Source organism: Herbinix hemicellulosilytica (assembly GCF_002904165.1).
In the GTDB taxonomy this organism is placed as follows: Bacteria; Bacillota; Clostridia; order Lachnospirales; family Lachnospiraceae; genus Mobilitalea; species Mobilitalea hemicellulosilytica.
Genome location: NZ_CVTD020000010.1, coordinates 13288 through 38082 on the forward strand (window position 1 = coordinate 13288; position 24795 = coordinate 38082).

At 36.7% G+C, this 24795-nt stretch carries 16 protein-coding genes; all 16 read left to right on the forward strand.

Translation table 11 applies throughout. From position 1 onward, the window contains the following. Entirely contained in the window at positions 1-1737 is a 1737-nt protein-coding gene (gene arsA / locus HHT355_RS03505; protein WP_103202048.1) for an arsenical pump-driving ATPase, read from the forward strand. Between the two features lie 10 nt (positions 1738-1747). After that, entirely contained in the window at positions 1748-2137 is a 390-nt protein-coding gene (locus HHT355_RS03510) for an arsenate reductase ArsC (RefSeq protein WP_028845443.1), read from the forward strand. A gap of 452 nt (positions 2138-2589) precedes the next feature. Continuing rightward, on the forward strand, positions 2590-2817 hold the full coding sequence (locus HHT355_RS13515; RefSeq protein ID WP_146039164.1) for a hypothetical protein: 228 nt from the start codon (positions 2590-2592) through the stop codon (positions 2815-2817). A 15-nt stretch (positions 2818-2832) separates the two neighbouring features. Further along, positions 2833-4131, forward strand: coding sequence for a group II intron reverse transcriptase/maturase (gene ltrA, locus HHT355_RS03515; RefSeq protein WP_103089392.1), 1299 nt, complete (start codon positions 2833-2835; stop codon positions 4129-4131). Between the two features lie 1507 nt (positions 4132-5638). Continuing rightward, positions 5639-7381, forward strand: coding sequence for a DEAD/DEAH box helicase (locus HHT355_RS03520; RefSeq protein ID WP_158245877.1), 1743 nt, complete (start codon positions 5639-5641; stop codon positions 7379-7381). 175 nt (positions 7382-7556) lie between these two features. After that, positions 7557-8570 (forward strand): hypothetical protein, encoded by a 1014-nt coding sequence (locus HHT355_RS03525; protein WP_103202050.1) that lies wholly within the window; start codon positions 7557-7559, stop codon positions 8568-8570. Next, positions 8561-11182 carry an ATP-dependent DNA helicase gene (locus HHT355_RS03530; protein ID WP_103202051.1) on the forward strand — a complete coding sequence of 874 codons (2622 nt, stop codon included), beginning with the start codon at positions 8561-8563 and terminating at the stop codon, positions 11180-11182. The genes HHT355_RS03525 and HHT355_RS03530 overlap by 10 nt, the downstream gene beginning before the upstream one ends. A gap of 342 nt (positions 11183-11524) precedes the next feature. Next, positions 11525-11740, forward strand: a complete 216-nt coding sequence (locus HHT355_RS03535; protein ID WP_103202052.1) for a helix-turn-helix domain-containing protein — start codon at positions 11525-11527, stop codon at positions 11738-11740. A 4-nt stretch (positions 11741-11744) separates the two neighbouring features. After that, positions 11745-15023: a helicase-related protein gene (locus HHT355_RS03540; RefSeq protein WP_103202053.1), complete on the forward strand. Its 3279-nt coding sequence runs from the start codon at positions 11745-11747 to the stop codon at positions 15021-15023. A 2-nt stretch (positions 15024-15025) separates the two neighbouring features. Beyond that, positions 15026-15751 (forward strand): DUF4391 domain-containing protein, encoded by a 726-nt coding sequence (locus HHT355_RS03545; RefSeq protein WP_103202054.1) that lies wholly within the window; start codon positions 15026-15028, stop codon positions 15749-15751. Beyond that, positions 15748-17595 carry a site-specific DNA-methyltransferase gene (locus HHT355_RS03550; RefSeq protein WP_103202055.1) on the forward strand — a complete coding sequence of 616 codons (1848 nt, stop codon included), beginning with the start codon at positions 15748-15750 and terminating at the stop codon, positions 17593-17595. The genes HHT355_RS03545 and HHT355_RS03550 overlap by 4 nt, the downstream gene beginning before the upstream one ends. Positions 17596-17611: 16 nt before the next feature. Next, complete coding sequence (locus tag HHT355_RS03555) at positions 17612-20593, forward strand: type III restriction-modification system endonuclease (RefSeq protein ID WP_103202056.1); 2982 nt, start codon at positions 17612-17614, stop codon at positions 20591-20593. A 381-nt stretch (positions 20594-20974) separates the two neighbouring features. Next, entirely contained in the window at positions 20975-21316 is a 342-nt protein-coding gene (gene tnpA / locus HHT355_RS03560) for an IS66 family insertion sequence element accessory protein TnpA (protein WP_103202057.1), read from the forward strand. Further along, on the forward strand, positions 21306-21665 hold the full coding sequence (gene tnpB / locus HHT355_RS03565) for an IS66 family insertion sequence element accessory protein TnpB (RefSeq protein WP_103202058.1): 360 nt from the start codon (positions 21306-21308) through the stop codon (positions 21663-21665). The genes tnpA and tnpB overlap by 11 nt, the downstream gene beginning before the upstream one ends. A gap of 302 nt (positions 21666-21967) precedes the next feature. Beyond that, positions 21968-23563, forward strand: a complete 1596-nt coding sequence (gene tnpC, locus HHT355_RS03570; protein WP_103202059.1) for an IS66 family transposase — start codon at positions 21968-21970, stop codon at positions 23561-23563. Positions 23564-24242: 679 nt separating this feature from the next. Further along, positions 24243-24623 carry a helix-turn-helix domain-containing protein gene (locus HHT355_RS03575; protein WP_103202060.1) on the forward strand — a complete coding sequence of 127 codons (381 nt, stop codon included), beginning with the start codon at positions 24243-24245 and terminating at the stop codon, positions 24621-24623. Positions 24624-24795: the final 172 nt, after the last annotated feature.

Sequence of the window (24795 nt, forward strand, 5' to 3'; positions counted from 1 at the left end):
ATGAATTTATTCGATCCACAAAACATCAAATTAACGAAATATCTTTTCTATACCGGCAAGGGTGGCGTTGGCAAAACCAGCATCGCCTGTGCCACCGCTGTTTCTCTTGCGGATAAAGGCAAGCGTGTGTTGCTCATCAGCACCGACCCGGCTTCCAATCTTCAAGACGTGTTCTCGATGGAACTGACCAACAAAGGTACGCCTATCCCCGGTGTGCCTAATCTATATGTGGCTAACCTCGACCCTATACAGGCCGCAGCTGAGTATCGGGAGAGCGTAATCGCGCCTTATCGGGGCAAGTTGCCCGCATCCGTCATTGCAAATATGGAGGAGCAGCTTTCCGGATCCTGCACCATAGAAATAGCAGCATTCAACGAGTTCTCCAATTTCATAACAGACGAAAAAGTTCAGCAAGAGTACGATCATATCATTTTTGATACTGCTCCTACAGGCCATACTCTGCGAATGCTTCAGCTTCCTTCCGCTTGGAGCAGGTTCATAAGTGAAAGTACGCACGGCGCATCCTGTCTCGGTCAACTTTCCGGCTTAGAGAGCAAAAAATCGATTTACCAGCAAGCTGTGGAAACACTGTCGGATGGCAGTCTGACTACATTAATACTCGTTACCCGACCGGAAACCGCTCCATTTAAAGAAGCGGAACGTGCTTCCGGTGAATTGTCTGAGCTAGGTGTAAACAATCAGATGCTGGTTATCAATGGATTATTGATGGAGCATACTGATGCTCTTTCTTCCAGCCTTTACGAAAAACAGCAAGCAGCTATATCTAATATGCCGGAAGCCTTAAAGGCGTTTCCAATCTATATGGTACCTTTACGCTCGTATAATGTCACTGGTTTGGAAAATGTGCGTGCTTTGCTTATCACCGACTATGTCCCTACTGAGCCGCGAAAGTTGAATACTGACCATATTCCTTCGCTCAGCGATGTGATAGATGAATTAGCAGCAGAAGGCAAGCGTGTAATATTTACGATGGGTAAAGGCGGTGTAGGCAAGACCACCGTTGCGGCTGCAATTGCGTTAGGACTTGCAAAGCGAGGAAAAAAAGTCCACCTTACCACTACTGACCCGGCTGCACATTTAAAATTTGTGATAGACGAAACGGACGGCATATCCATGAGCCATATTGATGAAGCTAAGGAGCTTAAAAAGTATCAGCAAGAGGTGCTCTCCAAGGCGCGCGCATCCGGTATGAGTGATGAGGATATTGCCTATATAGAAGAAGATCTTCGCTCACCCTGCACACAGGAGATAGCTGTTTTCCGTGCATTTGCGGAATTAGTTGACATGGCAGACGATCAGGTGGTAGTTATAGACACTGCTCCAACAGGTCACACCCTGCTCCTGTTGGAGTCCACACAGAGTTATAATCACGAAATAGAACGTACTAAGGGCGAGATACCTGAATCGGTGGCGCGATTGTTGCCGCGGTTGAAATCAGACGAAACCGAGGTAATTATTGTAACCCTACCGGAAGCGACTCCCGTTTATGAGGCTCTTCGTCTTGAAGATGATTTAAAGCGTGCAGGAATTGCCGCTAAGTGGTGGGTTATCAATCAGTCACTTTATGGCACGGATACTTCCAATCCCATACTGATGGCTAAGGCAGCTGGTGAAATAGAATGGCTCAACCGCATCAATGAACATGCAAATGGGAAGTTCGCACTGATTTCATGGAGCCCTGAGGATATCAAAGGTGATCGCTTGTTGGCGCTGTAAGGAGAATAAAATGATAAAAGTTGCATTTATTTGTGTTCATAATTCATGTCGAAGCCAAATAGCCGAGGCACTGGGCAAACATTTAGCAGGAGATGTATTTGAAAGCTACTCTGCTGGCACAGAAACAAAACCCCAAATTAATAAGGATGCTGTGCGTCTAATGAAAGAGCTTTATGGTATAGATATGGAGAAAACCCAATATCCAAAGTTGCTTGATGATATCCCGCCGGTAGATATTGTTATTACAATGGGATGCAATGTGGAATGCCCTTACCTTCCCTGCAAGCATAGAGAGGATTGGGGACTGGATGATCCTACGGGTAAGAGTGATGAGGAATTTAAAAAAGTTATTTCAATAATTGAAGCCCGAATAATTGAATTGAAGAAGAAACTGATATAAAATTAATTAACGCCAATCGCACATTCAGTGGTTGGCGTTATTGTTAATTGACATGTTTCTTCGTACGACGGTTTTTCAAAAATGGTCAAAAAACCTATTGACATGTTCCCACGTACAGATGGTTTCAAAAATGGCCCACAGACATCAATTCCACCAACTCAAGCCATGTTGAAACAGTGGTGTTGATGTGTGCGTCCAGCTAAGCTGGCAAATGCTAGCAGGTGAAAGTCCTGCAGTGGTAAAGGTAGGGCAGCCACTTAGTCAGTAACCAGCGTATGGTGTAATCTATGCGTTGAAGCGTTACGGAATGTTCCGTAAGGAGCAGGCAAACTGGCGGGTTGTAACATAAAGTGAATACTGCCGCACCGTTATTTACATTTCCGAAAGGAAACAACAGGGAGTCGAGCTGCGACATCAACAGCAAAGACAGAAGACGGTATGAAGAACCCTAAATGCAATACCTAAGAACCCTGCGGTGTAGAGGTAACGACACGTCAGGAAAGTATTTGTCGGAACTGGAGAGAGCCTACTTTGCACAGGAAACTGTAAAGAGGAAGCATATAAGCAAAAGCGAAGTTGCTTTCTGCAAAGAGGCAGTCAGAAGTGCTCATAGTACCAAGGATTGTACAGACAACAAAACTGTGCATAGGGAAGGGGCACAACTTTATTCAAGTCTGTAAAGGAGGTAGGTGCCGGTGATTGCCGAAAAAGCTATAAACACCCATGAAAAAGTACGAGACTTCCAAAACAGACTATACCTTACAGCCAAAGCTGACCGAAAGAGAAAGTTCTATGCGTTGTATGACAAGATATACCGTAATGATATCTTAGAAGAAGCATGGAAACGGGTAAAACAGAATGGTGGAACAGGCGGTATTGACAAAGTCAGCATTGATGATGTGAAAACGTACGGTGAAGAAAAACTACTGGGCGAAATAGCGGAAGAATTGAGGACTGGGAAGTACCGGTGTAAGCCTGTCAGACGAAGCTATATTCCAAAACCAGATGGTAGAAAAAGAGCATTGGGGATACCTACGATTAAGGACAGAATAGTACAGATGGCGGCAAAGATAGTGATAGAGCCGGTGTTTGAAGCAGATTTTCAACCCTGTTCGTATGGATTTAGACCGAAACGAAGTGCTAAACAAGCAATGGACAGGATATTTGAAGTGTCCGACAAAGGTGGTGCACTATGGGTAATAGATGCTGACATAAAAGATTATTTTGGTAGCATCAACCATGATAAGCTAATTTTGTTGCTCAAACAAAGAATAACTGACCGTAGAGTATTAAAGCTGATAAATAGTTGGTTAAAAGCAGGAGTGCTGGAAAACGGATGGTACAGTGAAAGTATACTGGGAGCACCGCAGGGTGGAGTTATTTCTCCACTATTGTCCAACATATATCTGAATTATTTTGATGTGTATTGGAATAAAGCCTTTGGACATCTGGGTGAATTAGTGCGTTATGCAGATGATTTTGTGATATTGTGTAAGAGGTTATCTCATGCAGAAGAAGCCTTGCGCGCTGTGAAGTGGATTATGGAAAAACTGGAACTAACGCTTCACAGTGAGAAAACAAGACTGGTTGATATGTATTTTGGTAAAGGTAGTTTTGATTTTCTTGGCTTCAATAATAGATTTCAGCGTTTTAGAAATAAAAACTGGCAGTGGTATTGGACACTACAACAGATACCGTCTAAGAAGGCTATGAAGAAAATGAGAGCTAACATAAAAGAGGTATTTAACAGTCCTAGCAAGCTGCTGCTAAGTATGGAAGAGATGGTGAAGCTACTCAATCCTAAAATCATTGGCATGAGGAACTATTATACCAGACGATTTAGCAGACCATGGTTATGGAAGATAGATAAGTATATAAATTTCAAGTTTACTCGGTGGTACAATCGGAAGAAACAACGCAATTATAGGCTAGGAAATGCAGCAAAGGTCAGAGAATTGACTAAACAGGCAGGACTAGCAAATATGTGCGGCTGAATGCTGAAGGAAGAAGAATATCGGAAAGCCGTATGCGGGAAAATCGCACGTACGGTTTGATGAGGGGACGGTGGTAAACCCACTGTTCTACTCTATCGAAATAAGTAAGTTTTGGAACGGTTGAAAATACTTGGTTTGAGAGACATTGTAATATAAAAGTTAATAATTCGACTTATTTTGCCCTTTGATATGTGTTTGTGGGAACATATCGAAGGGTTTAATTTATTGCTTTGCAAAGCAAAATATTGGTATATAATGGATATGGTAATTTAATAATCTAAAAATAAATATACATATTTGTTTATTAATGATGATTGGTTTTATTTTACAAGATAAGGAGTATATAAAAGCTCATTTTATAGTGACTGACGGTAACAGCTTACCAATTCTAAATGTGATATATAACAACCCTGAATTTTCTAAAAATACAATATTTATTACAGGATGTATATGATAGAAATTTTATGACTGGCACTGGGAGGTCTTTTTTTATTATAAACGAAAATGCTGGGGTTGTGAAATAACTGTTTCACATACTACAACATTTTTGTGTGCATGGCATGCATTGGTGTAATCTAACGGATGAAAGTCCCGAAACCGCCGAGTAGCGTGAAGGTCATAGCTGAACACCAAGGGTTTTGCTGGTACTGCGAATCTGAAGGAAGGTGTAGGCAAATCTCAGATCTGTCGAACAGGAATCATATCAGGCTATAAATAAGGATAAGGCTGCTAAACAAACTGAAGTCCAAAAGCTAACCGGAATTATATATAGTAGATCTTTACTGGATCTATTTTACCTGCAAAATCTTTCCAGCGATTAACTATAGAATAGGAATGTTCTATTAAACCTTAAGGTAAAAAAAGTTTTTATACTCGACTTTTAATAGTTAGCCTACTCGATTTTGGAAATTTGAATATGTTTTTGAGAATATTTGAAAGTTTTTTATTAGTGAATACCTTTCATATAAAATTACATAAAGATATGTAGAATTATTTTGAATTTACAAAATTATTGGTATATAATGTAAGTATATTATATATAGTGGATTATTTGCTATTACAATTAGATAAAATTATATCTATTGAGTTTATATTTTAGATATTTGCAAAATAATGGTAGAAAAGATCGTTAATATATAATTTATAAAATAATGGTAATGATTTAGGAGCATATCGATACATTTAGATGGATGTTATAAGATATTGCCAATGGAAGATAAGCAAATATTGGAGGTGAATTTCTATTATTGAAAGATGTGCAAATTGTATCTAAAAAATATTGATTCTATCTATATAATTCATTCTGAAATATTTGATAAGACAAAAAGCATATAAGAATAATAAGGTTTCGATCTTAATGAAATTTAATTTTTTTTGTCATATAAACACCTCTTATCATGCAGTAAAAGAATAATATATGGTATGCATATTTAGTGAGAAGTAATTTTATACATTACATATACTCAAAAGATAAAACATTTAAAATTAATATAATGGGGAGATGAGTATGAGATATACATTGAGTGAAAAAGAAATAAATATCACTGTAGATTTACTGTTGAATAAGTATGAAATCTCTACCCAACTTCTTAATGATTTATATGGTAGGAGGCATAAGTCAGATACAGAGGCTATATTATCAGAACTTCAACATAGTGAACTCGATAAGAAAAATCTCTGCAGATTGTTAGTAATTAGTGAAGGAGTTAATTTATTTGCAGGTAGTAGTGAAAGCAAAAGAAAATTAAGAAAAAAAATACTTGATAAGATGCCTGATACACTTGTTGAACAGCTATATCATAAATATCCTGATACATCTAAAAATATAACTTCAGCATCCTATATGCGTAAACCATTAGCTGATAAAAAGTGGTATGCAGGTAAAAGATGGGCTAATGATTTTATCGAGGCAGCTGGTTTTCCTAAAATACTGGCCGGAATAGCAACAGACAGGACAGAAATTAAACGATCAGTTGAAATTATTGAGCCCAGGAAAAGAGTTCCTAAATTAGAGGATTATCAAGTAGATATAAAAGAAAAACTACTTAGTATGTTAAAAAGGCAAGAAGATAAGACAAGATGTATGATATCTTTACCTACTGGTGGCGGTAAAACCCGAGTAGCTGTAGAGGCATTTTTAGAGTGGATGCAATATAGATTTGATGAAAATAAGTTCATGATATGGATTGCACAGAGTGAAGAACTTTGTGAGCAATGTATAAGTTGCATTGAAGAATTATGGAAAGATAGAGAATTTGTTTTACCATTAAAAGTTTATCGTTATTTTTCAAAGTATGACTTTCCTGATGATGATGAATTAAGTGGTGGAGTTATTGTGGCCGGGATTAATAAGTTATACTATAATATTAATGATGAGAAAGTTGCATATATTCTCAAGAATACGGGTGCAATGATTATAGATGAAGCTCATAGAGCAATTACACATATGTATGATGAATTGCTTAGAAAAGCTAAAGAGTTAACTGGTGGTAGTCTATTTCCGATATGTGGTCTTACTGCTACACCAGGAAGAAATACGCTTATTGGTGACAGTGAAGTAAATAAACTAGTTGATATGTTTCAAATGAATTTAATTACGCCAGTTTTTTCAGAAGTTAAAAAATATAAAGACAATCCAATTGATTATTTTAAAGAACGCCAATTTCTCGCGAGAGTAAATCATATTGTCATTAATTCTGGAATAGAATACAGATTGACTGAGGAAGAGGTTAAGGAATTAGAAGAAAAAAATGAATATGCTCCATCATTTCTTAAGACGCTAGCAAAAGATACAAGAAGAAATTTGCTTATTGTAAAAAGACTCTTAAAAATCAAGAGAGGACAACCCACATTGGTATATGCATGTACCGTAGAGCATGCAATATTCTTATCCTCAATAATGAATGCTTTAGGAAGAAAATCAGCAAGTATAAACTCTGATACAAATAAGACAGAAAGACGTATTATTATCAATGAATTTAAAAATGGTAAAATAGACTTTCTATTTAACTATGGTGTTCTAACAACTGGTTTCGATGCACCTAAGACACGCAACATTGTAATCTGCAGACCTATAAATAGCAATATATTATATGAGCAAATAATAGGTAGAGGTATAAGAGGTATAAAGTTTGGAGGAACAGAAGAATGTGATGTAATAGATTTTTCTGATAATATACATAACTTCGGCGTGCAGAAGGCATTTATGCGATTTAAAGAGTATTGGGATAGAGAACGTGAGGAGTCCTAATTTTTGATTATGCGCTTCAGATTAGTAATACTGTTATTTAGGGAATGAAAAGCTATATTTAAGAAGTATAATGGTAAATCCTTATGTTTTTCTATTTTTTTAACAGTTATCATGTGGTAGTGTATTATGGGGATAATTATAAATAGACATATAAATAGTAAAGGGAGTATCGACAATGGCAATACATATGAGTTTAAGATTAGCATGGCATGATAACGGATGGAATGGACATATATGTAAGAAACCAGACGAGAATGTATATTGTATTGGACGTTATTCCTATCCTGGAGATGTAATAGGGAAAACACGTGATTTGGATTATGAAATGGATCATGCAGGGGAAGATTGCTCTAAACTTAAGTGTATTCCGGCATGTAGTTTGAGTATAAATGCGTTTGGGAGCAAAAATATAATTGCACATTCTGATCCACCGGATTGGATGACTAATGGAAAAAATGCGGCTTCTGGGGTGGATATTCCATTACCTCCAGCAACAGCATGTACTTGGTGCTATGAAGCTATGTATGGTGACGATGTTGAAGCAACTGGGTATACAAATAAGAAATATAATAATGATCTTCGTTTTGAAAAAGCAAAAAAATATTTTTCACAATTTGAGGAAGGTAAATCATTAATATTTTATTATGCTGGTTATAGTAATCCTTTTTCAGAGGAAGAAACGCAAAATTATGTACTCATCGGAGTATCAAGATTAAAAAAAATCGGTGATTTTTATTATTATAATAATGTGTCAGAAGAGATCAAGAAAAATTATGCGAATGGTGTAGTATGGCAGAAACCGATTACTTCATTTTATCCCAGCGAAGGTTTTCGAATACCGTATGAAAAATACATGAATAATGAAGAGATACTAAATAAAATTGTAATAAAACCAGAAAATCGTTCTCCATTTAAGTATGGATCTAGAGAAGTATCAAACGATGATGCAATTAGTATTATCTGGCGTTTCTTAGATGTTGTTGATGTCTTAATTGAGGTTGGTGATAGTACAGAGGATTGGAAATATCGTAAAGAATGGCTAAATTCTTTGTTAGCAGAATTGTGGGAAAGTAGAGGACCTTATCCTGGACTCCCGGCAGTTCTATCTTTGCTTGGACTAAATCAATTGGTGTCTGAATATATTAAGAGAACAAACATTGAAGATATGAACAATTTTACTTGGAACTAATAGAACTTCTTAATGGTAATACAAAACAAGTAGGTAATGTTGTGATTGAAGATAAAACCTTTAAAAGGGTTATAAGAGAATTTAAGCTAAGGGATGAAAATGAACAGAAACTTCTATTATATTTATTTCCGAGGTTTGATATTACCGCTGATCAAATGAGTAACATTCTTAGTAACGACAGAATAAATGTATCAATTACAGCATCACTTGATGATATTGTTAATAATCCATACATAATTTTTGAACAGTATGTTGGTTATGATAATGATGATACCATACCTTTCTATAAAATTGATAATGGTATTTTGCCATCACCAGAATTGGGTCTTGAAGCTATATTGGAAAAAGATTCTGCTGAAAGGCTAAGAGCATTATGCGTAGATGAGCTTAATAAAATTGCATCACATTCATTTGCCAATGCATCTACTGTACTTGCAAATATTAACAAGCGTTTATCAAGAATGGCAGATTGGATGAAACATGAATATAAAATGCAAAATTTTATAGTTGATTGGGATGTCTTATCTGAAGCCTTATATATTCGTGAAGATAATTCTAAGGTTCAATATCTGTATTTAAAGCATGTATATGAAGATGAAAGAATTATCGAGAATACTTTTAAAATGCTTGCAGAACGACCAGATATTACAATTAAGGTTCCTATTGATGAAAAAAGGTTTATTGATAAACTAAATAAAAGTCCTGAATTGATGAGATTAGCTAAAGAAGAATATGAATCTATATTAAGAAATCAAGCACGTATTTGTATGCAGATTTTTACAAAGCCGATTAGTATTATCTCGGGTGCAGCTGGAACAGGAAAGACTACGGTTATTGAAGCTATTATTGAAAATATTGTACGCGTTCATGGGTTTGGTACATGCTTTTTAATTATGACACCTACCGGTAAAGCAACAGAACGAGTGAAAAGACAAACGGGAAAACCATCATCTACAATTCACTCTTTTTTAGCTCAGAATGATTGGATTAATGATAATTTTACCTTGAAACGTTTAGGAGGGTCACAATATTCGGATGTCAATACAATAATAATAGATGAATGCTCTATGATTGATTTAAATGTGTTTGCGACATTAATCAGGGCAATCAATTGGAATAGCGTTCAGCGCTTAATACTTGTGGGGGATCCGAATCAATTACCTCCAATTGGACGTGGTAAAGTATTTGTGGAAACGATACAATGGTTAAGAGAAAATTACCCAAAAAATGTTGGTATTTTAAAAGATAACATTCGACAATTACTAAATAAAGTACTTGATAACGGTACCCACATACTAAACTTAGCACAGGTATTTATTCAAGAAGAACAAGCTGAAAATCAGGAAATTCAAATGTTAAAAGAACAACTATTCCAGACTATACAAGGGGCAGGAGATATAGATAAAGACATGAGTGTATACTTCTGGCATGATAAAAGTGAACTGGATGCATTGCTTAAAAGTGTAATGATTCAAGATATGGAAAAGATGACGGGTATTGATTATGTAGAAGGTGATGAAAACAAGCTTTGGAGAACTGCCATTAGTGATAGCAATAAGAAGCCCCAACCAGAAAAAATTCAAATAATTTCTCCATATCGAGGGGAGTTTTATGGTACAGATGAGATAAACAGATTTATGCAAAGTACATTTAATGGATATTGGAGTAACCGATATAGTATTGATGGTATTGGATGTTATGATAAAGTAATTCAGTATAAGAATAGACCTAAATCAGATCTGGCATATGCATACAATTTATTGAATAAACGGGTTGAAAGGGTTGATATATATAATGGTGAAATTGGAACTGTAAGTATACATGGTTTTGATAGAGAGGCATATAAAAATAATAAACTATGGAAAATTAATCGTTTTCAAGTTAAATTTTCTGGTACTAATAGAGAACATTATATGTATAACTATGGGAAAGATTTAGGGAAGGATTATTCAGGGAAATGGATACCAGAACAGAAGCCAATAGATAATTTAGAATTAGCTTATGCAATAAGTGTTCATAAATCCCAAGGAAGCGAATTTGATTATGTTTATATAGTCATTCCAAAAAGAGATAGTCATTTATTATCCATGGAGCTAATTTATACAGCCATAACTCGAGCACAGAAACATGTGACAATCTTAATTCAAGATGATATTGGAACTTTAGCTAATCTTAGTAGACTCGAAAAGTCAGCTGTGAAGAGGATTAATTCATCAGTCTTCGAATTTAATCCTTTACCAGAAGAATTTATTTACTTTAATAACTGGTATGCAGAAGGCAAAAAAATAGCGACACTTACCGATTATTTGGTTCGTTCTAAATCGGAAGCTATCATAGCCAATATGTTATTTCAATATGGAATCAATTTCAAATATGAGGAACCATTATATGCACCGGATGGAAGTATGTATATACCGGATTTTACAGTTACTTTTAGAGGTGAAACGTACTATTGGGAGCATGTTGGTATGTTAAATAATGCAAAATATAAATCTCATTGGGAGAATAAATTACAGTGGTATAATAAGCATTTTAAAGACAAGCTGTTGATAACTTATGAAAGTGATAATTTATCTATTGATGCTAAAAATATAATAGAAAAATACAGATAGTTATTTATTAAAGTAGTTATTTATTTTAATTGTAATCAGATAAGAAGAGTACGGATTTGATGGCATAAAGAGTTTATGAAAAATCCTGTGATTTCAGACGCTTATGAAATTTAAAGATCTGAAAGCCTAACTTATGCATCATATATATGATACATAAGCTCTGCTTTGTGAGTGAATGAATCTATTTTATAATGTCAAATAAATGGGGTGTCAGAAAACTGACACCTTAACTTTTAGAAAGCGCGAGATTGGATTTAAACCCGCATGAAAGTTTATCAATTCTTGCATTTGTTCGCACGTTGGAATATAATAAATTCATGGACTTCCGAAACGGAGGTGTTTATGATGGATTATTTATCAGCAAAGGAAATAGCTGAGAAGTGGAATATTTCAAGACGGAGAGTTCAGATACTTTGTGAAGAAGGCAGAATACCAGGAGCCTTCAAGCTTAGTGATGTTTGGGTTATACCCAAAGATGCGGAAAAACCTGCAGACAGACGTAAGGCTAAGAAAAAAACAGTGAATGGAGAGGAAGATAAATTAGTGTCGGGGGATTGATTATATGAGACCACCTAAGGTTTTAGATAATAAAAAGTATAGGGTTATAGATGAGTTAAAGGCGGAATTACGTAAAGGTTCAAAGTTATCAATCATATCAGCTTACTTTACCATCTATGCTTATGAAGAACTTAAAAAGGAACTTAGTAAGATAGATAGTATGAGGTTCATTTTTACCGAGCCTACTTTTGTACGTAAGGACCAGGAGCTTTATAGGGAATATTACATAGTTCGTCACCCTGAAAAAAAGATATCTGGCAATGAATTTGAAATAAAGCTTAGAAATGAAATGAAGCAGGCGGCCATAGCCAAGGAATGTGCCGAGTGGCTGGAAAAGAAAGCAGAAATAAAATCTCTAAGACGGCCAAATCCTGCTCAGCCAAGACTGGTTTATATAGAAAATCCTGAAGATAATGTCTCAATAAATGGCACTGTGGACTTTACTACTGATGGTCTAGGTATCACTTCATCCAATAGATTAGACAGTAACGTGTGCTTGTACGGCAAAGAGTATACTATTGGTTTTTTACAAGCCTTTAATGAATTGTGGGAGGATGATACTGCTGTTCAAGATGTTAAAGAAAAAGTTCTTGAGCAAATACGAATTCTTTATAAAGAAAATACTCCTGAGTTCATTTACTTTGTTACTCTTTACAATATCTTCTATGATTATCTTGATGAGCTTACCGAGGATAACATTGTTAAAAGCCGTACAGGCTTTAAGGAGACCCTAATCTGGAATAAACTATATAAATTCCAGAAAGATGCTGTTATGGGTGCAATTGATAAGCTTGAGAAGTACAATGGCTGCATTATAGCTGACAGTGTGGGACTTGGAAAAACTTTTACTGCACTGGCTGTAATTAAATACTACGAACTCAGAAACGATAGGGTTCTTGTACTAGTGCCTAAGAAACTTCGTGAAAACTGGACCATTTATACCCAAAATGATAAACGCAATATTTTTGCTGCGGACAGGTTTAATTACGATGTTCTAAACCACACTGACCTTAGTAGGACAAGCGGCTATTCCGGTGAAATTAACCTTGTCACTTTAAACTGGTCAAACTATGATCTTGTCGTAATAGATGAGAGTCACAACTTTAGGAATAATCCACCGGTGAAAGGGCGTGTAACTCGTTATCAGCGCTTGATGAATGATATTATAAAATCCGGTGTTAAAACAAAGGTGCTTATGCTGTCAGCAACCCCTGTGAACAACCGGATGAATGATATCAAGAACCAAATCGCTTTTATAACTGAGGGCAGGGATGATGCCTTCAAGGATGTGGGTCTTGATAGTATTGAATTTATTCTTAGGAAAGCGCAAACCGTATTCAATAGATGGTCTGAACTTCCTGAACATGAAAGAACAACTGAAACATTTGTCAACATGATGGATACAGATTATTTTAAGCTCCTAGATACGGTAACTATTGCCCGTTCCAGAAAGCATATAGAAAAATATTATAACTTAGAGGAGATAGGCAAGTTTCCCACCAGACTACCCCCTGAGAACAGATATCCGGCAATTGATGCCAAAGGCGAGTTCCCACCTATTGAAGATATAAATAGACTTATAAAAAAACTTACCTTGTGTATCTATTCACCTTTGGCCTATGTGCTTCCTGAAAAAAGAGCTGCTTATGAAGATAAATACGATATGGTAGTAGGCTCAAACAAAAGTATCTTTAGACAGATAGATAGGGAGCAAAGCTTAGTCGGACTTATGCGTGTAAATATTTTAAAAAGATTGGAAAGCTCCATCAATTCCTTTGCGATAACTGTTGAGAATATTCTCCACAAAATAGATAAGGCTCTCGAAGCCATAGAACAAAGGCAATTTGACTATGATGCGGAATTGGATATCAATGATATTGATATAGACGACCCGGAGCTTGAAAGCCTCATGTTCGGCAACAATGTAAAGGTATTGCTCCAAGATATGGACCTTATCAAGTGGAAACAAGACATACTGGCCGATAAGGACAAGCTGGAAACTATTTTATTGGAAGCTATGATTGTTACGCCAGAAAGGGACGCGAAGCTAATTGAACTTAGAACCCTTATAGAAAGCAAAATACGAAATCCAATAAACCCTGGAAACAAAAAGGTTATTGTATTTACTGCATTTGCTGATACAGCCAGATATTTATATGAGAATTTGGCCGATTATTTTGCTAAAAAAGGTATCTATTCCGCAATTGTAACAGGAAGTGGTGATAATCATTCCAATTTGCCCATACCAAAAGAATTGAGAAAATCGATTAAAATATCAGATATAAATACTATATTGACCTTGTTCTCTCCTATCTCGAAGGAGTGTTCTAAGATATATCCAGAAGTTAATGAGTATATAGATATACTTATTGCTACCGATTGTGTATCTGAAGGCCAGAACCTACAAGACTGCGATTATTTGATAAATTACGATATTCATTGGAATCCGGTCAGAATTATACAACGGTTCGGGCGTATTGACCGTATAGGCTCAAAAAACCAATCAATCAAATTAGTAAACTTTTGGGCTACCAAGGACTTGGACGAGTACATAAACCTCCAGCAGCGTGTCAGAGGCAGGATGGTTTTATTGGATGTGTCTGCCACAGGTGAGGAAAATATTATAGAAACAGACTCTGGCAAAGAGATGAGAGACCTCGAATACCGTAAGAAGCAGCTTGAAAGGTTGCAGAAAGAGGTTGTGGACTTAGAGGATATATCGGGAGGTATATCGATAACAGACCTGACCTTTAATGATTTTAAGATTGAACTTATGGAATATATGAAAACCAATAGAAAGCTTTTAGATGAAGCACCAAATGGAATGTATGCTGTTGCAAAGATAGACGAAAGCGTAAAAGATACTATAAAGCCAGGAGTGATTTTTACCCTTAGACAAGTCAAAGGGAAACAGCAAAGCAAAGAGCAGAACCCTTTATTTCCCTACTATATGGTTTATATCGCAGATGATGGGGAGGTAAAGTTATCTTTCCTTCATGCTAAGAAGATACTAGATTTTTATAAAAAACTATGTTCCGGACAAAAAGAAGTATTTAAAGAGTTGGTAGAGGAGTTTAATAAAGAGACCAATGATGGTCGTAAAATGAAACATTATTCCGATTTGTTGGAAACTTCTATTGAAAACATTATAGGCAAGAAGCAGGAGATTGGAGTGGCCAGCCTCTTTAGCAAAGGAGGTACCACCATGCCTAAAAGAACCTTTGATGGTATTGAGGATTTTGAACTGATTACATTTTTGGTTATAAAGGGTTTGGGGGAATAGCTATGGATGATTACAATTTTTTGAACATCCCTGATAGCTGCTTTATCGGTAGTACAATATACAAAAAGCTCTTTTATGAAAATACTAATATGTCTTCCAGTGATAAGCATTTGTTTACAGATATCATAAACAAGATAGTATGGCTCTACTGCCTTAAACCTGAAACGATAAATATACCGGTTTATAAGGATGAAGTAAGAGAATATCCGGAGATTGAAGTTATAGAAGTTATTTTAAATAAAGAATATGGGCTTAACAGAATAGCTGAGATTATTATGAAGACTATCCCCTACCCTATGCTGCTGATTTTTAAGCTGGAAGATAAAATACGGTTTTATATGGCTCACCAGAGGACAAGCCAAAGTGACAGCAGCAAGAATACCATTGAGGAATTTATCTCTACTGACTGGTTAAGGAATGATAGTGCTTTATTCGCTAAGCTTGATATAAAGCAAATGAGGTTTACAAACTTCTATACACTTTATAGTGATATAGTTGACGCTATCAGTATTTATAACCTATCAGCCATTATGCCGACAGATGACACTATAACAGGTGCCAAGGCACGAGAACTTTTGGCTAAGATAGAAGACATAGAACAAAAAATAATAAGTTTGAGGTTTAAATTTAAGAAGGAAACCCAGTTTAACCGCAAAATGGAGCTAAATATAGAGATTAAGAGATTAGAACAGAGTAAAAATAAATTGCTTGGAGGCGATGACGAATGATAGAAACAATACTTACGGGCAAAACCCCGGATATAGGGGAAGAAAATATCAAGAAGTTAATGACCATGTTTCCTGAAGTTGTTACAGAGGGAAAGGTAGATTTTGAAAAGCTGAAACAGGTTTTAGGTGAATATGTAGATGATAGTAACGAACGTTTCAACTTTACTTGGAACGGTAAAGGGCTAGCTTTGCGTTTATCCCAAACACCTTCACTGGGAACGTTAAGACCATGTAAAGAAGAAAGTAAAAACTGGGATACGACCCAGAACCTTTACATAGAAGGTGATAATCTTGAGGTATTGAAGCTTTTGCAAAAGTGCTACTATGGTAAAGTAAAAATGATATACATAGACCCACCTTATAACACAGGAAAAGACTTTGTTTATAAGGACGATTTTCATGACAACCTTGAGAATTACAAGAGAATTACAGGGCAAGTAGATGGCAATGGCAAGCCGATAAGCACAAATACAGAAACCAGTGGTCGTTATCATACCGACTGGCTGAATATGATGTACCCAAGGCTTAGGCTTGCAAGGAATTTGCTTGCTGATGATGGGGTTATTTTTATTAGTATTGATGATAATGAAGTAGAAAACTTGAAAAAAATTTGTAATGAAATATTTGGAGAGAGTAATTTTATTGGATGCTTTTTATGGAAGAAAAAAAGTACTTCAACAAATGTCGCAAATGCTTTAGTCAGTCCCCAAGTAGATTATCAACTATGTTATGGTAAAAAAGTATCACCACAGAGTCTTAACAGACGTGAGACTACAACTAATCAAAGAGAATATCCGTTTGAAGACGAAAATGGAAAATATAGAACGACAATAATTGAAAAGAAAGACTCGGGTGATTATGCAAGAGAAACAATGAAATATCCGATATTGGGAATATATCCACGCGACGGGAAACGTTGGCAAATTGGGGAAAAAACCGCACGCGAATATGAAAGGGCCAACAGATTTCTCATTGATAACGGGATTGTAAAATTAAAAATATACGAAAAAGATGACAAATCTACATTTTCAGCAAATCCTACTTTACTTGTAGATTTGGGCAGCACAGACAGTGCAAATAAAGAAACCAATGTAGAATTATTTGGGCGAGAGGAGTTGTTTCCAAACCCAAAACCAACAAAGTTGTTATTGCATTTACTTAAGATGGGAACTAACAATGATTCGATAGTTCTTGACTTTTTTTCTGGCTCTGCCACTACCGCCCATGCTGTAATGCAGCTTAATGCCGAAGACGGTGGCAATCGTAGATTTATTATGGTTCAGCTTCCTGAGCCAACTGAGGAAAATAGCGAAGCCTACAAGGCAGGCTATAAAAACATTTGTGAGATAGGCATAGAGCGTATCCGCCGTGCCGGTGAAAAAATCAAAGAAGAATATAAAGACAAAGAGGGTATAGAAAACCTTGATATTGGCTTTAAGGTGTTTAAGCTTGACACTTCTAATATCAGAAAATGGCAGCCGGATTATGATAATTTAGAGCAATCTTTAATGGACTATGTGGACAATTTTGTGGAAGGCAGGACGGAATTTGATGTTGTTTATGAGATAATGCTTAAATATGGTCTTGACCTGACTTATCCAGTTGATGAGTTTACGATTGCCGGTAAGAAAGTCTATTCTATTGGCTATGGTATGCTTATGATTTGCCTTGATAATGAGATTACAACAGAGGTTGCTAAGGGTATTTTGACAAAAATAAAAGAATTATCACCTGAAAGCAGCAGAGTTGTATTTAAGGATAATGGATTTAAGTCAGACAGTAACAAGACCAATATCAAGGAAATACTTAAATCCGGCGGAATTGAAGAATTCATTACAATATAGGGAGGTATGGTCTAAAATGAAGCTGAAATTTGATAAAAACCTAGAATACCAACAGCAGGCCATTGCTTCCGTTGTGGATTTGTTTAGAGGCCAAACGCCTATGCATACTAATTTTACCGTATCGGCTTATAATGGACAAATAGGCCTGTTTGATACAGAAAACGGTATAGGCAACAGGCTTGAACTGGATGAAGAAGAAATACTTAAGAATTTACAAGAAGTTCAGCTTAGAAATGGCCTGCCACAAACAAAGTATCTAAAAGCCGGCGAGTATGATTTTGATATAGAGATGGAAACCGGTACAGGTAAGACCTATGTTTATTTAAGGACAATTTTTGAACTCCATAAAAACTATGGGTTTTCCAAGTTTATTATTGTTGTTCCCAGCATTGCCATTAAAGAAGGTGTGTATAAAACCTTACAGATTACAGAGGAACATTTTAAGGAATTATATGATAATACAATTTACCACTACTTCATATATGACAGCAGCAAGCTGGAACAGGTAAGAAGCTTTGCGGTGAGCGATAATATTGAGATTATGGTTATAAACATTGACGCTTTTAGGAAGAGTTTTACAGACCCTACTAAGGAAAATAAGGCCAATATTATTCATAGGACAAATGACAGGTTAAACGGTATGAAGCCTATTGAGCTTATTCAGGAGACCAGACCCATCGTTATTATAGACGAGCCACAATCTGTAGACACGACTCCTAAAGCCAAAGAGGCTATTAAATCTCTAAATCCTTTATGTATATTACGTTACTCAGCAACCCATGTGGAAAGGCACAACCTGGTTTATAAGCTTGATGCAGTAGACAGCTATAATTTAGGTCTGGTTAAACAGATAGAAGTTGCTGGGTTTACAACTAAAGACTACCACAATAAAGCCTACTTGAAGCTTTTATCTGTAGACAATAAAAAATCTCCTATAACAGCCAAAATAGAGATGGATGTCAAAGATAGAAAAGGTGTGGTTAAACGGAAAGCGGTAACAGTTAAGCGTGGAGATGACCTTTATGAAAAATCCGGAGGGCGTGATGTCTATGAAGGATACATTATTAGCGAAATTTATTGCGAAGTTGGGAATGAATATGTTGCCTTTACAAGTAAGCCGGATATTTTACGTATAGGTAAACCTATAGGAGATGTGGACGACCTGGCCATAAAAGAACAGCAGATTAGAAAGACAATAGAGGAGCACTTAGATAAAGAACTGGTATTAAACAAGCTGGGAATAAAAGTGCTGAGCCTGTTCTTTATAGACCGTGTGGCAAATTATCGCTACTATGATGAAAATGGGAATCCTCAAAAGGGTATCTATGCAAAGCTCTTTGAAAAACACTATAACGACCTCATAAGACTGCCTAAGTATAATACGCTGTTTAAAGATATTGATTTAGATACCGCCGCTGAAGAAGTCCACAATGGATACTTTTCAGCAGATAGAAAAGGTGTTTTAAAAGACACTAATGGTTCTACGCGAGATGATGAGGATACTTATAACTTGATTATGAAAGACAAGGAGCGCCTTTTATCCTTTGATACTAAACTTAGATTTATTTTCTCACACTCAGCATTACGTGAAGGTTGGGATAACCCCAATGTGTTTCAGATATGTACCCTAAATGAAACACAGAGCGAGGTTAAAAAGCGTCAAGAGATTGGTCGTGGTTTGCGTCTTTGTGTTAATCAGGAAGGAGAACGCCAGTATGGTTCTTTTATAAACACATTGACGGTTATCGCTAATGAAAGCTATGAGGAATTTGCAGCTAAACTCCAGAAAGAATACGAAACTGAAAGCGGCATACGATTTGGCATTATTGAAACACATTTATTTGCCAATATCCTAGTAAAACAAGAGGATGGAAGCATAAAGTATTTAGGACAGGAAGCTTCGGAAGCCATATTCAAAGCATTTTTAGATAATGGCTATATTGATGAAACAGGTAAAGTGCAGGACAAGCTGAAAATTGATATAAAAGACAACAAGCTAAATATACCAGAAGATTATGAATATGTAAAAGCAGAGATTACGGCTCTTGCCAGAAAAGTATGTAGCGGACTTAATATCAAGAACAATAACGATAAAAAAGCTATTAAGCTTAATAAGCAGGTATATCTTGACCCTGAGTTTAAAGAGTTATGGGATAGGATTAAATACAAAACTACCTATTCTGTAGATTTTGATAGTGAAAAGCTAATAGATGAATGTTGTAGAGAGATGCAGAAAAGCTTATTTATAAGTTCTCCAAAGCTTATATATACGAAAGCAGGGCTTGATATTAGTGCCGGTGGCGTTGTGGCGGAAGAATCAGATAGATATGCTGTTGCTTTGGATAACAAACAGGAAAATCTACCTGATATCATTGCCTATCTTCAAAATGAAACCAATTTAACAAGAAAAACTATTGTGGAGATACTGATAAGAAGTAATACTCTCCACCTTTTTAAGAAGAACCCTCAAAAGTATATGGAGCAGGTAGCACAAATCATCATTGCTAAAATGAGGTTAATGATAGTTGATGGTATTAAATACACTAAGCTAGGTGATGACGAATATTACGCACAAGAACTATTTGAAAGTAAGGACAAAGAACTTATCGGCTATTTGTCCAAAAATATGATGGAAAGTAAAAAATCGGTATACGAATATGTAGTATATGATAGTGCCAACGAAGAGAAATTTGCCAGAAGCTTTGAAAACAATAGCAAAGTTAAGTTGTATGCAAAACTTCCCGGCTGGTTTACCATCCCCACTCCCTTAGGCAGCTATAATCCTGACTGGGCTGTACTAATCGATACGGATGGCAAGGATAAACTGTACTTTGTACTGGAAACCAAAGCTGATACGATGTTTGATGCCTTAAGACCAACAGAAAGAGCTAAAATTGAATGCGGGAAGAAACACTTTGAGGCTTTAGGTACTGAAGTAGGATTTGAAGATATAGATAGTTTTGAAGGATTTATAGAGGAGAAAGTAGTAGTAAAGTAGTTCTTTTAACAGGCGCTGCAATATTTGATAAACCAATAAGCATAAAAGAATTATTAGATGAATTGTGAGTTTCGTCTTTATTGAAAATTAATCCTTTTTAAAGTCATATAAATACCCCTTAGCAGTCTATTTTGCTAAGGGGTGTTTTTAACCATTATTTTTCGAGCGTAAGCAACTCTTCACAAGGTTTTTACAAACCGAGTCGACCAAAACCTCAAGACTATAATTGCAAAGCGATTGTAAGCATTAAAAACAATGTATAAGGTAAACGGTAAATCACGCGTACATTCCTAAGAGCTTTATTTCGTGAGATAATGTAGTAAAAGTGTAAAAAGTTGTACAAGTTTTTACACTTAACACGAAATTTTATAGGAGGTACTTATGAATACCAAATTAGTTGAAAAAGAGGTCAAACTTTCTCAATGGCGTACTCTGATTCAGGAATGTATGTCCAGTGGTCTAAAAGTTAAAGATTGGTGTATGCAAAACAATATAAGTAAGGATACTTATTACTACTGGTTAAAGAAATTACGTGAAGCCGCATGCGATTCTATAGAAACAAACTTCGTCCGTGTCCCTGAGCAGTATATATCTCATTCTTGTACTACCTCGTTTTCACCGGAGCTTACTATATCAATCGGTTCCTTAACGATTAATATTAATTCAGCAACACCACAGCATCTTATTGAAGCAACCATTCAGGCGGTAGCAAATGTTAAATGATGCATCAGGTTTTTCAGAGGTATACATTGCCTGTGGCTATACTGATATGAGACTTGGCATAGATGGTCTTGCAGCTATAGTAAAAAACACTTTTCATCTGAACCCATTCCATGAGGGAGTATTATTTCTATTCTGTGGCAGGAGAACAGACAGGATTAAAGGCCTGCTTTTCGAAGGAGATGGATTTCTCCTCCTGTATAAACGTCTTGAAAACGCACGCTTTCAGTGGCCAAGAAATGAAGCTGAAATGAAGCAGCTTACACCTCAGCAGTTTAAATGGCTGATGGAAGGTCTTGCTATTGAGCAGAAAAAGGCAATAAGAAAAATTGCACCAGTATCTATCTGTTAGAGTTATAGCTATTGTTGTGCAAAACAGAGAAATTTATTTTTTTAAAATCAGTGCAAATCCAATATACAAATCTACTTATCCACAGCTTCTGTGCAGTGATGGAGCGATATCCATGATAACGTTCCATCACCTTTTTACTTCCGTGGATAATATTATCTCAAAAAGTTTCTAAGCTCTGTTTTTTTCTTATTTTTCAGGTGTTTATCCACCGTCATAATGACGAAAGTGCCAAAATCACAAATTAGCTTTTTTTGCCGATATCGGTTATAATATAAGCATCAAAGAAGAAGGAAGTATCAGACATGGGTAAAAAATATACAGAATCAGAATTGAATAGTTTAAGTAAGGAAGAACTCATAAGCCTGTTTTTGTCTGTTCAAACCATGGCTGATGATCTTTCAAAGAAGCTGGATCTATTGCTGGAGCAAATGAATATATCAAAGCAACGTCAGTTCGGGCGTTCATCTGAAAAGATGGTATGTGACGGCCAGCTTAGTCTAAATTTGGATTTGGCCTTAAACGAAGCGGAAGCTACTATAACCGGTTTATATGTTGTAGAACCGGAATTCGAGCAGATCTGCCCCAGGCCATATACACGGAAAAAAGCAAAAGGGAAACGTGAAGAAGAGCTTAAAGACCTTCCGGTAAAAGTAATTAATCACGAGCTGTCTGAGGAAGAGTTAACTTCTCGCCTGGGACCAAAGTGGAAACGACTTCCCGATGAAGTATACAAAAGACTTGTATTTCATCCTGCAACCTTTGAAGTAGAGGAACATCATGTAGCAGTATATGCGGGGATGGATGGTCAGACTATTATCAGAGGAAAACGCCCTGCCGACCTTCTGCGTAACAGTATAGTAACACCATCTCTGGAAGCTGCTATCATAAACAATAAATATGTCAATGCCGTCCCGTTGTACCGTATGGAGCAGGAATTCTTACGTAATGATATAAGAATATCCAGACAGGTCATGGCCAACTGGACTATTCAGTGTGCAGAGAGATATCTGTCCCTTTTGTATGACCTACTTCATCAGGAACTATACAAAGCCAATATCCTGCAGGCTGATGAAACGTCTGTATTGGTAAGTAAGGATGGAAGGCCTGCCGGTTCCAGGAGCTACATGTGGGTGTATCGTACAGGAAAGATGTATGAGTCTAACCCCATCATACTGTATGAATACCAGAAGACCAGGAACACGAGCCATCCAAGGGAATTCCTGAAAGGATACAGCGGAACGGTGGTAACGGATGGATATCAGGTGTACCACACTCTCGAAAAAGAAAGGGAGGATTTAAAAATCGCCGGCTGCTGGAGCCATGCGAGACGGCACTTTGCGAATGTAACAAAGGCGCTGGGGAAGGAAAAGGCCAAAGGTACACTTGCTGAAGAAGCCTTAAAGCGGATAGCAGCCATATATAAGCTGGAAAACGAGCTTCAGCATCTCACAGCGGGAGAGAGACAACAGCAACGACAGCTGAAGATAAAGCCGCATGTCGATGCTTTCTTTGCATGGGTAAAATCACATCTGTTGGAATTACTCCCAAAATCGGAAACAGCGAAAGGCTTTACCTATTGTATAAACCAGGAGAAATATCTCAGAGTATTTCTTGAGGACGGAAATGTTCCGCTTGATAACAATGCAGCTGAGGCAGCCATTCGAAGCTTTTGTATAGGAAGAGCGAACTGGCATCTTATTGACACTATAGAGGGAGCAAAAGCCAGTGCAATTATATATAGCATTGTAGAAACAGCAAAAGCAAACCGCTTAAAGCCGTATAATTATTTCGAGCACCTTTTGACCGAGATACCTAAACACATGGATGATAAAAATCTTGACTTTCTGGATGATTTGCTGCCATGGTCAGAAAAACTCCCGGAAAGCTGCAGAAGGTAAAAAGCAATAACAAATAAGCCGCCACTTTGGGCGGTTATTTTTTTGGGTAGTACGCATGATTTACCGTTTACTGTATAAGCTTGTTTTATACGGTCGTGTCAAGATAAGATGAGTATTGCCAGAATCTTAACTATGTTGTGTAAATAGTTCAAATTTTTGTCCCCTCCCCCTTTAAATCCCCAAATGGTCGGTTGGCTCACCTTAAACCATTCTGAATAGATTGCGGGCTATGGCATTGAATTTTATAATTACATACTCCTAAAACAAATATTTAACTACGGATTTTAGCATCGTTTTATCTGACACCCGCAATAAGCCCGATATGACGGGAAAACCCACGGATTTTAAATTTATTTTTTGGACATACCACGGATTCCGAGGAACCAGTGGTTTATCATGTAGGACGAAGAAACCAGCAGGTTTTATTGGTCGTTTGAGCTTCGGTTAAAGTCGTCTTAAACATCAAGTTACCAATAAACCTTACAATTTAGGGATTTTCCGGACGGACGATAACACAGACGATTAGGCCGGTTTCTAATCCAATCGTAGACATCGGCATTATCTTCGTACACACGCAATGCGTGCGTGAAGATTATTGACAAAACACGCATTGCGTGTTAAATTAAATATAAAAAAGCACTCATTGCGTGTCATACAAAAAATTCAAGGAAGTGATTATATGTCCCGAATTCGTGAAGTGCGTAGACAAGCAAAGCTTACGCAAAAACAGCTTGCAGAGCATTACGATATACCATTACGCACATTGCAAGACTGGGAGACGGGCAAACGTAAGCCACCTGAATATATAGTTAACCTACTATTGCGATGTATCGCTGCCGACTTTAGCGTAACCCTCGAAGAAAAGACGCAAAGTAACACTGATAAAAAATTTTCGCTTACTTATATTGACGGAACTCCTTTAGGTACAGCAGATGAAATGTATGTAATGGCTGAACGAGAAGCTAAAAAGCTGGTATTAGTTAATAAAGACAATGGGGTTGAAACATACCGTTGCTCTAATGGATTTACCTTTAAAGTAAAAGTCATGAAGCGTAAATAACTAAAACCTCATCCGTAATAGGATGAGGTTTAAATTTTTGCTTTGAATTTGATAACAAATCAGGCCTTGCAAATATTTATAATGGGTCAAATGCAGGTGTAGGTACCGAGAGTGAGTGTGGAGAGACAGAGGGGCTTACGCAGAAGATTGTCGTAAGCCCGCAATGCAGGTG

Excerpts from the sequence above, each read along its gene's own strand:
- tnpC (WP_103202059.1), top strand. The coding sequence starts at position 21,968 with ATGGGTAAAAAATATACAGAATCAGAATTGAATAGTTTAAGTAAGGAA.
- HHT355_RS03540 (WP_103202053.1), top strand. The coding sequence starts at position 11,745 with ATGAGACCACCTAAGGTTTTAGATAATAAAAAGTATAGGGTTATAGAT.
- HHT355_RS03550 (WP_103202055.1), top strand. The coding sequence starts at position 15,748 with ATGATAGAAACAATACTTACGGGCAAAACCCCGGATATAGGGGAAGAA.
- HHT355_RS03555 (WP_103202056.1), top strand. The coding sequence starts at position 17,612 with ATGAAGCTGAAATTTGATAAAAACCTAGAATACCAACAGCAGGCCATT.
- tnpB (WP_103202058.1), top strand. The coding sequence starts at position 21,306 with ATGTTAAATGATGCATCAGGTTTTTCAGAGGTATACATTGCCTGTGGC.
- HHT355_RS03545 (WP_103202054.1), top strand. The coding sequence starts at position 15,026 with ATGGATGATTACAATTTTTTGAACATCCCTGATAGCTGCTTTATCGGT.
- HHT355_RS03510 (WP_028845443.1), top strand. The coding sequence starts at position 1,748 with ATGATAAAAGTTGCATTTATTTGTGTTCATAATTCATGTCGAAGCCAA.
- arsA (WP_103202048.1), top strand. The coding sequence starts at position 1 with ATGAATTTATTCGATCCACAAAACATCAAATTAACGAAATATCTTTTC.
- HHT355_RS03575 (WP_103202060.1), top strand. The coding sequence starts at position 24,243 with ATGTCCCGAATTCGTGAAGTGCGTAGACAAGCAAAGCTTACGCAAAAA.
- HHT355_RS03520 (WP_158245877.1), top strand. The coding sequence starts at position 5,639 with ATGAGATATACATTGAGTGAAAAAGAAATAAATATCACTGTAGATTTA.
- HHT355_RS13515 (WP_146039164.1), top strand. The coding sequence starts at position 2,590 with ATGCAATACCTAAGAACCCTGCGGTGTAGAGGTAACGACACGTCAGGA.
- HHT355_RS03535 (WP_103202052.1), top strand. The coding sequence starts at position 11,525 with ATGATGGATTATTTATCAGCAAAGGAAATAGCTGAGAAGTGGAATATT.
- tnpA (WP_103202057.1), top strand. The coding sequence starts at position 20,975 with ATGAATACCAAATTAGTTGAAAAAGAGGTCAAACTTTCTCAATGGCGT.
- HHT355_RS03525 (WP_103202050.1), top strand. The coding sequence starts at position 7,557 with ATGGCAATACATATGAGTTTAAGATTAGCATGGCATGATAACGGATGG.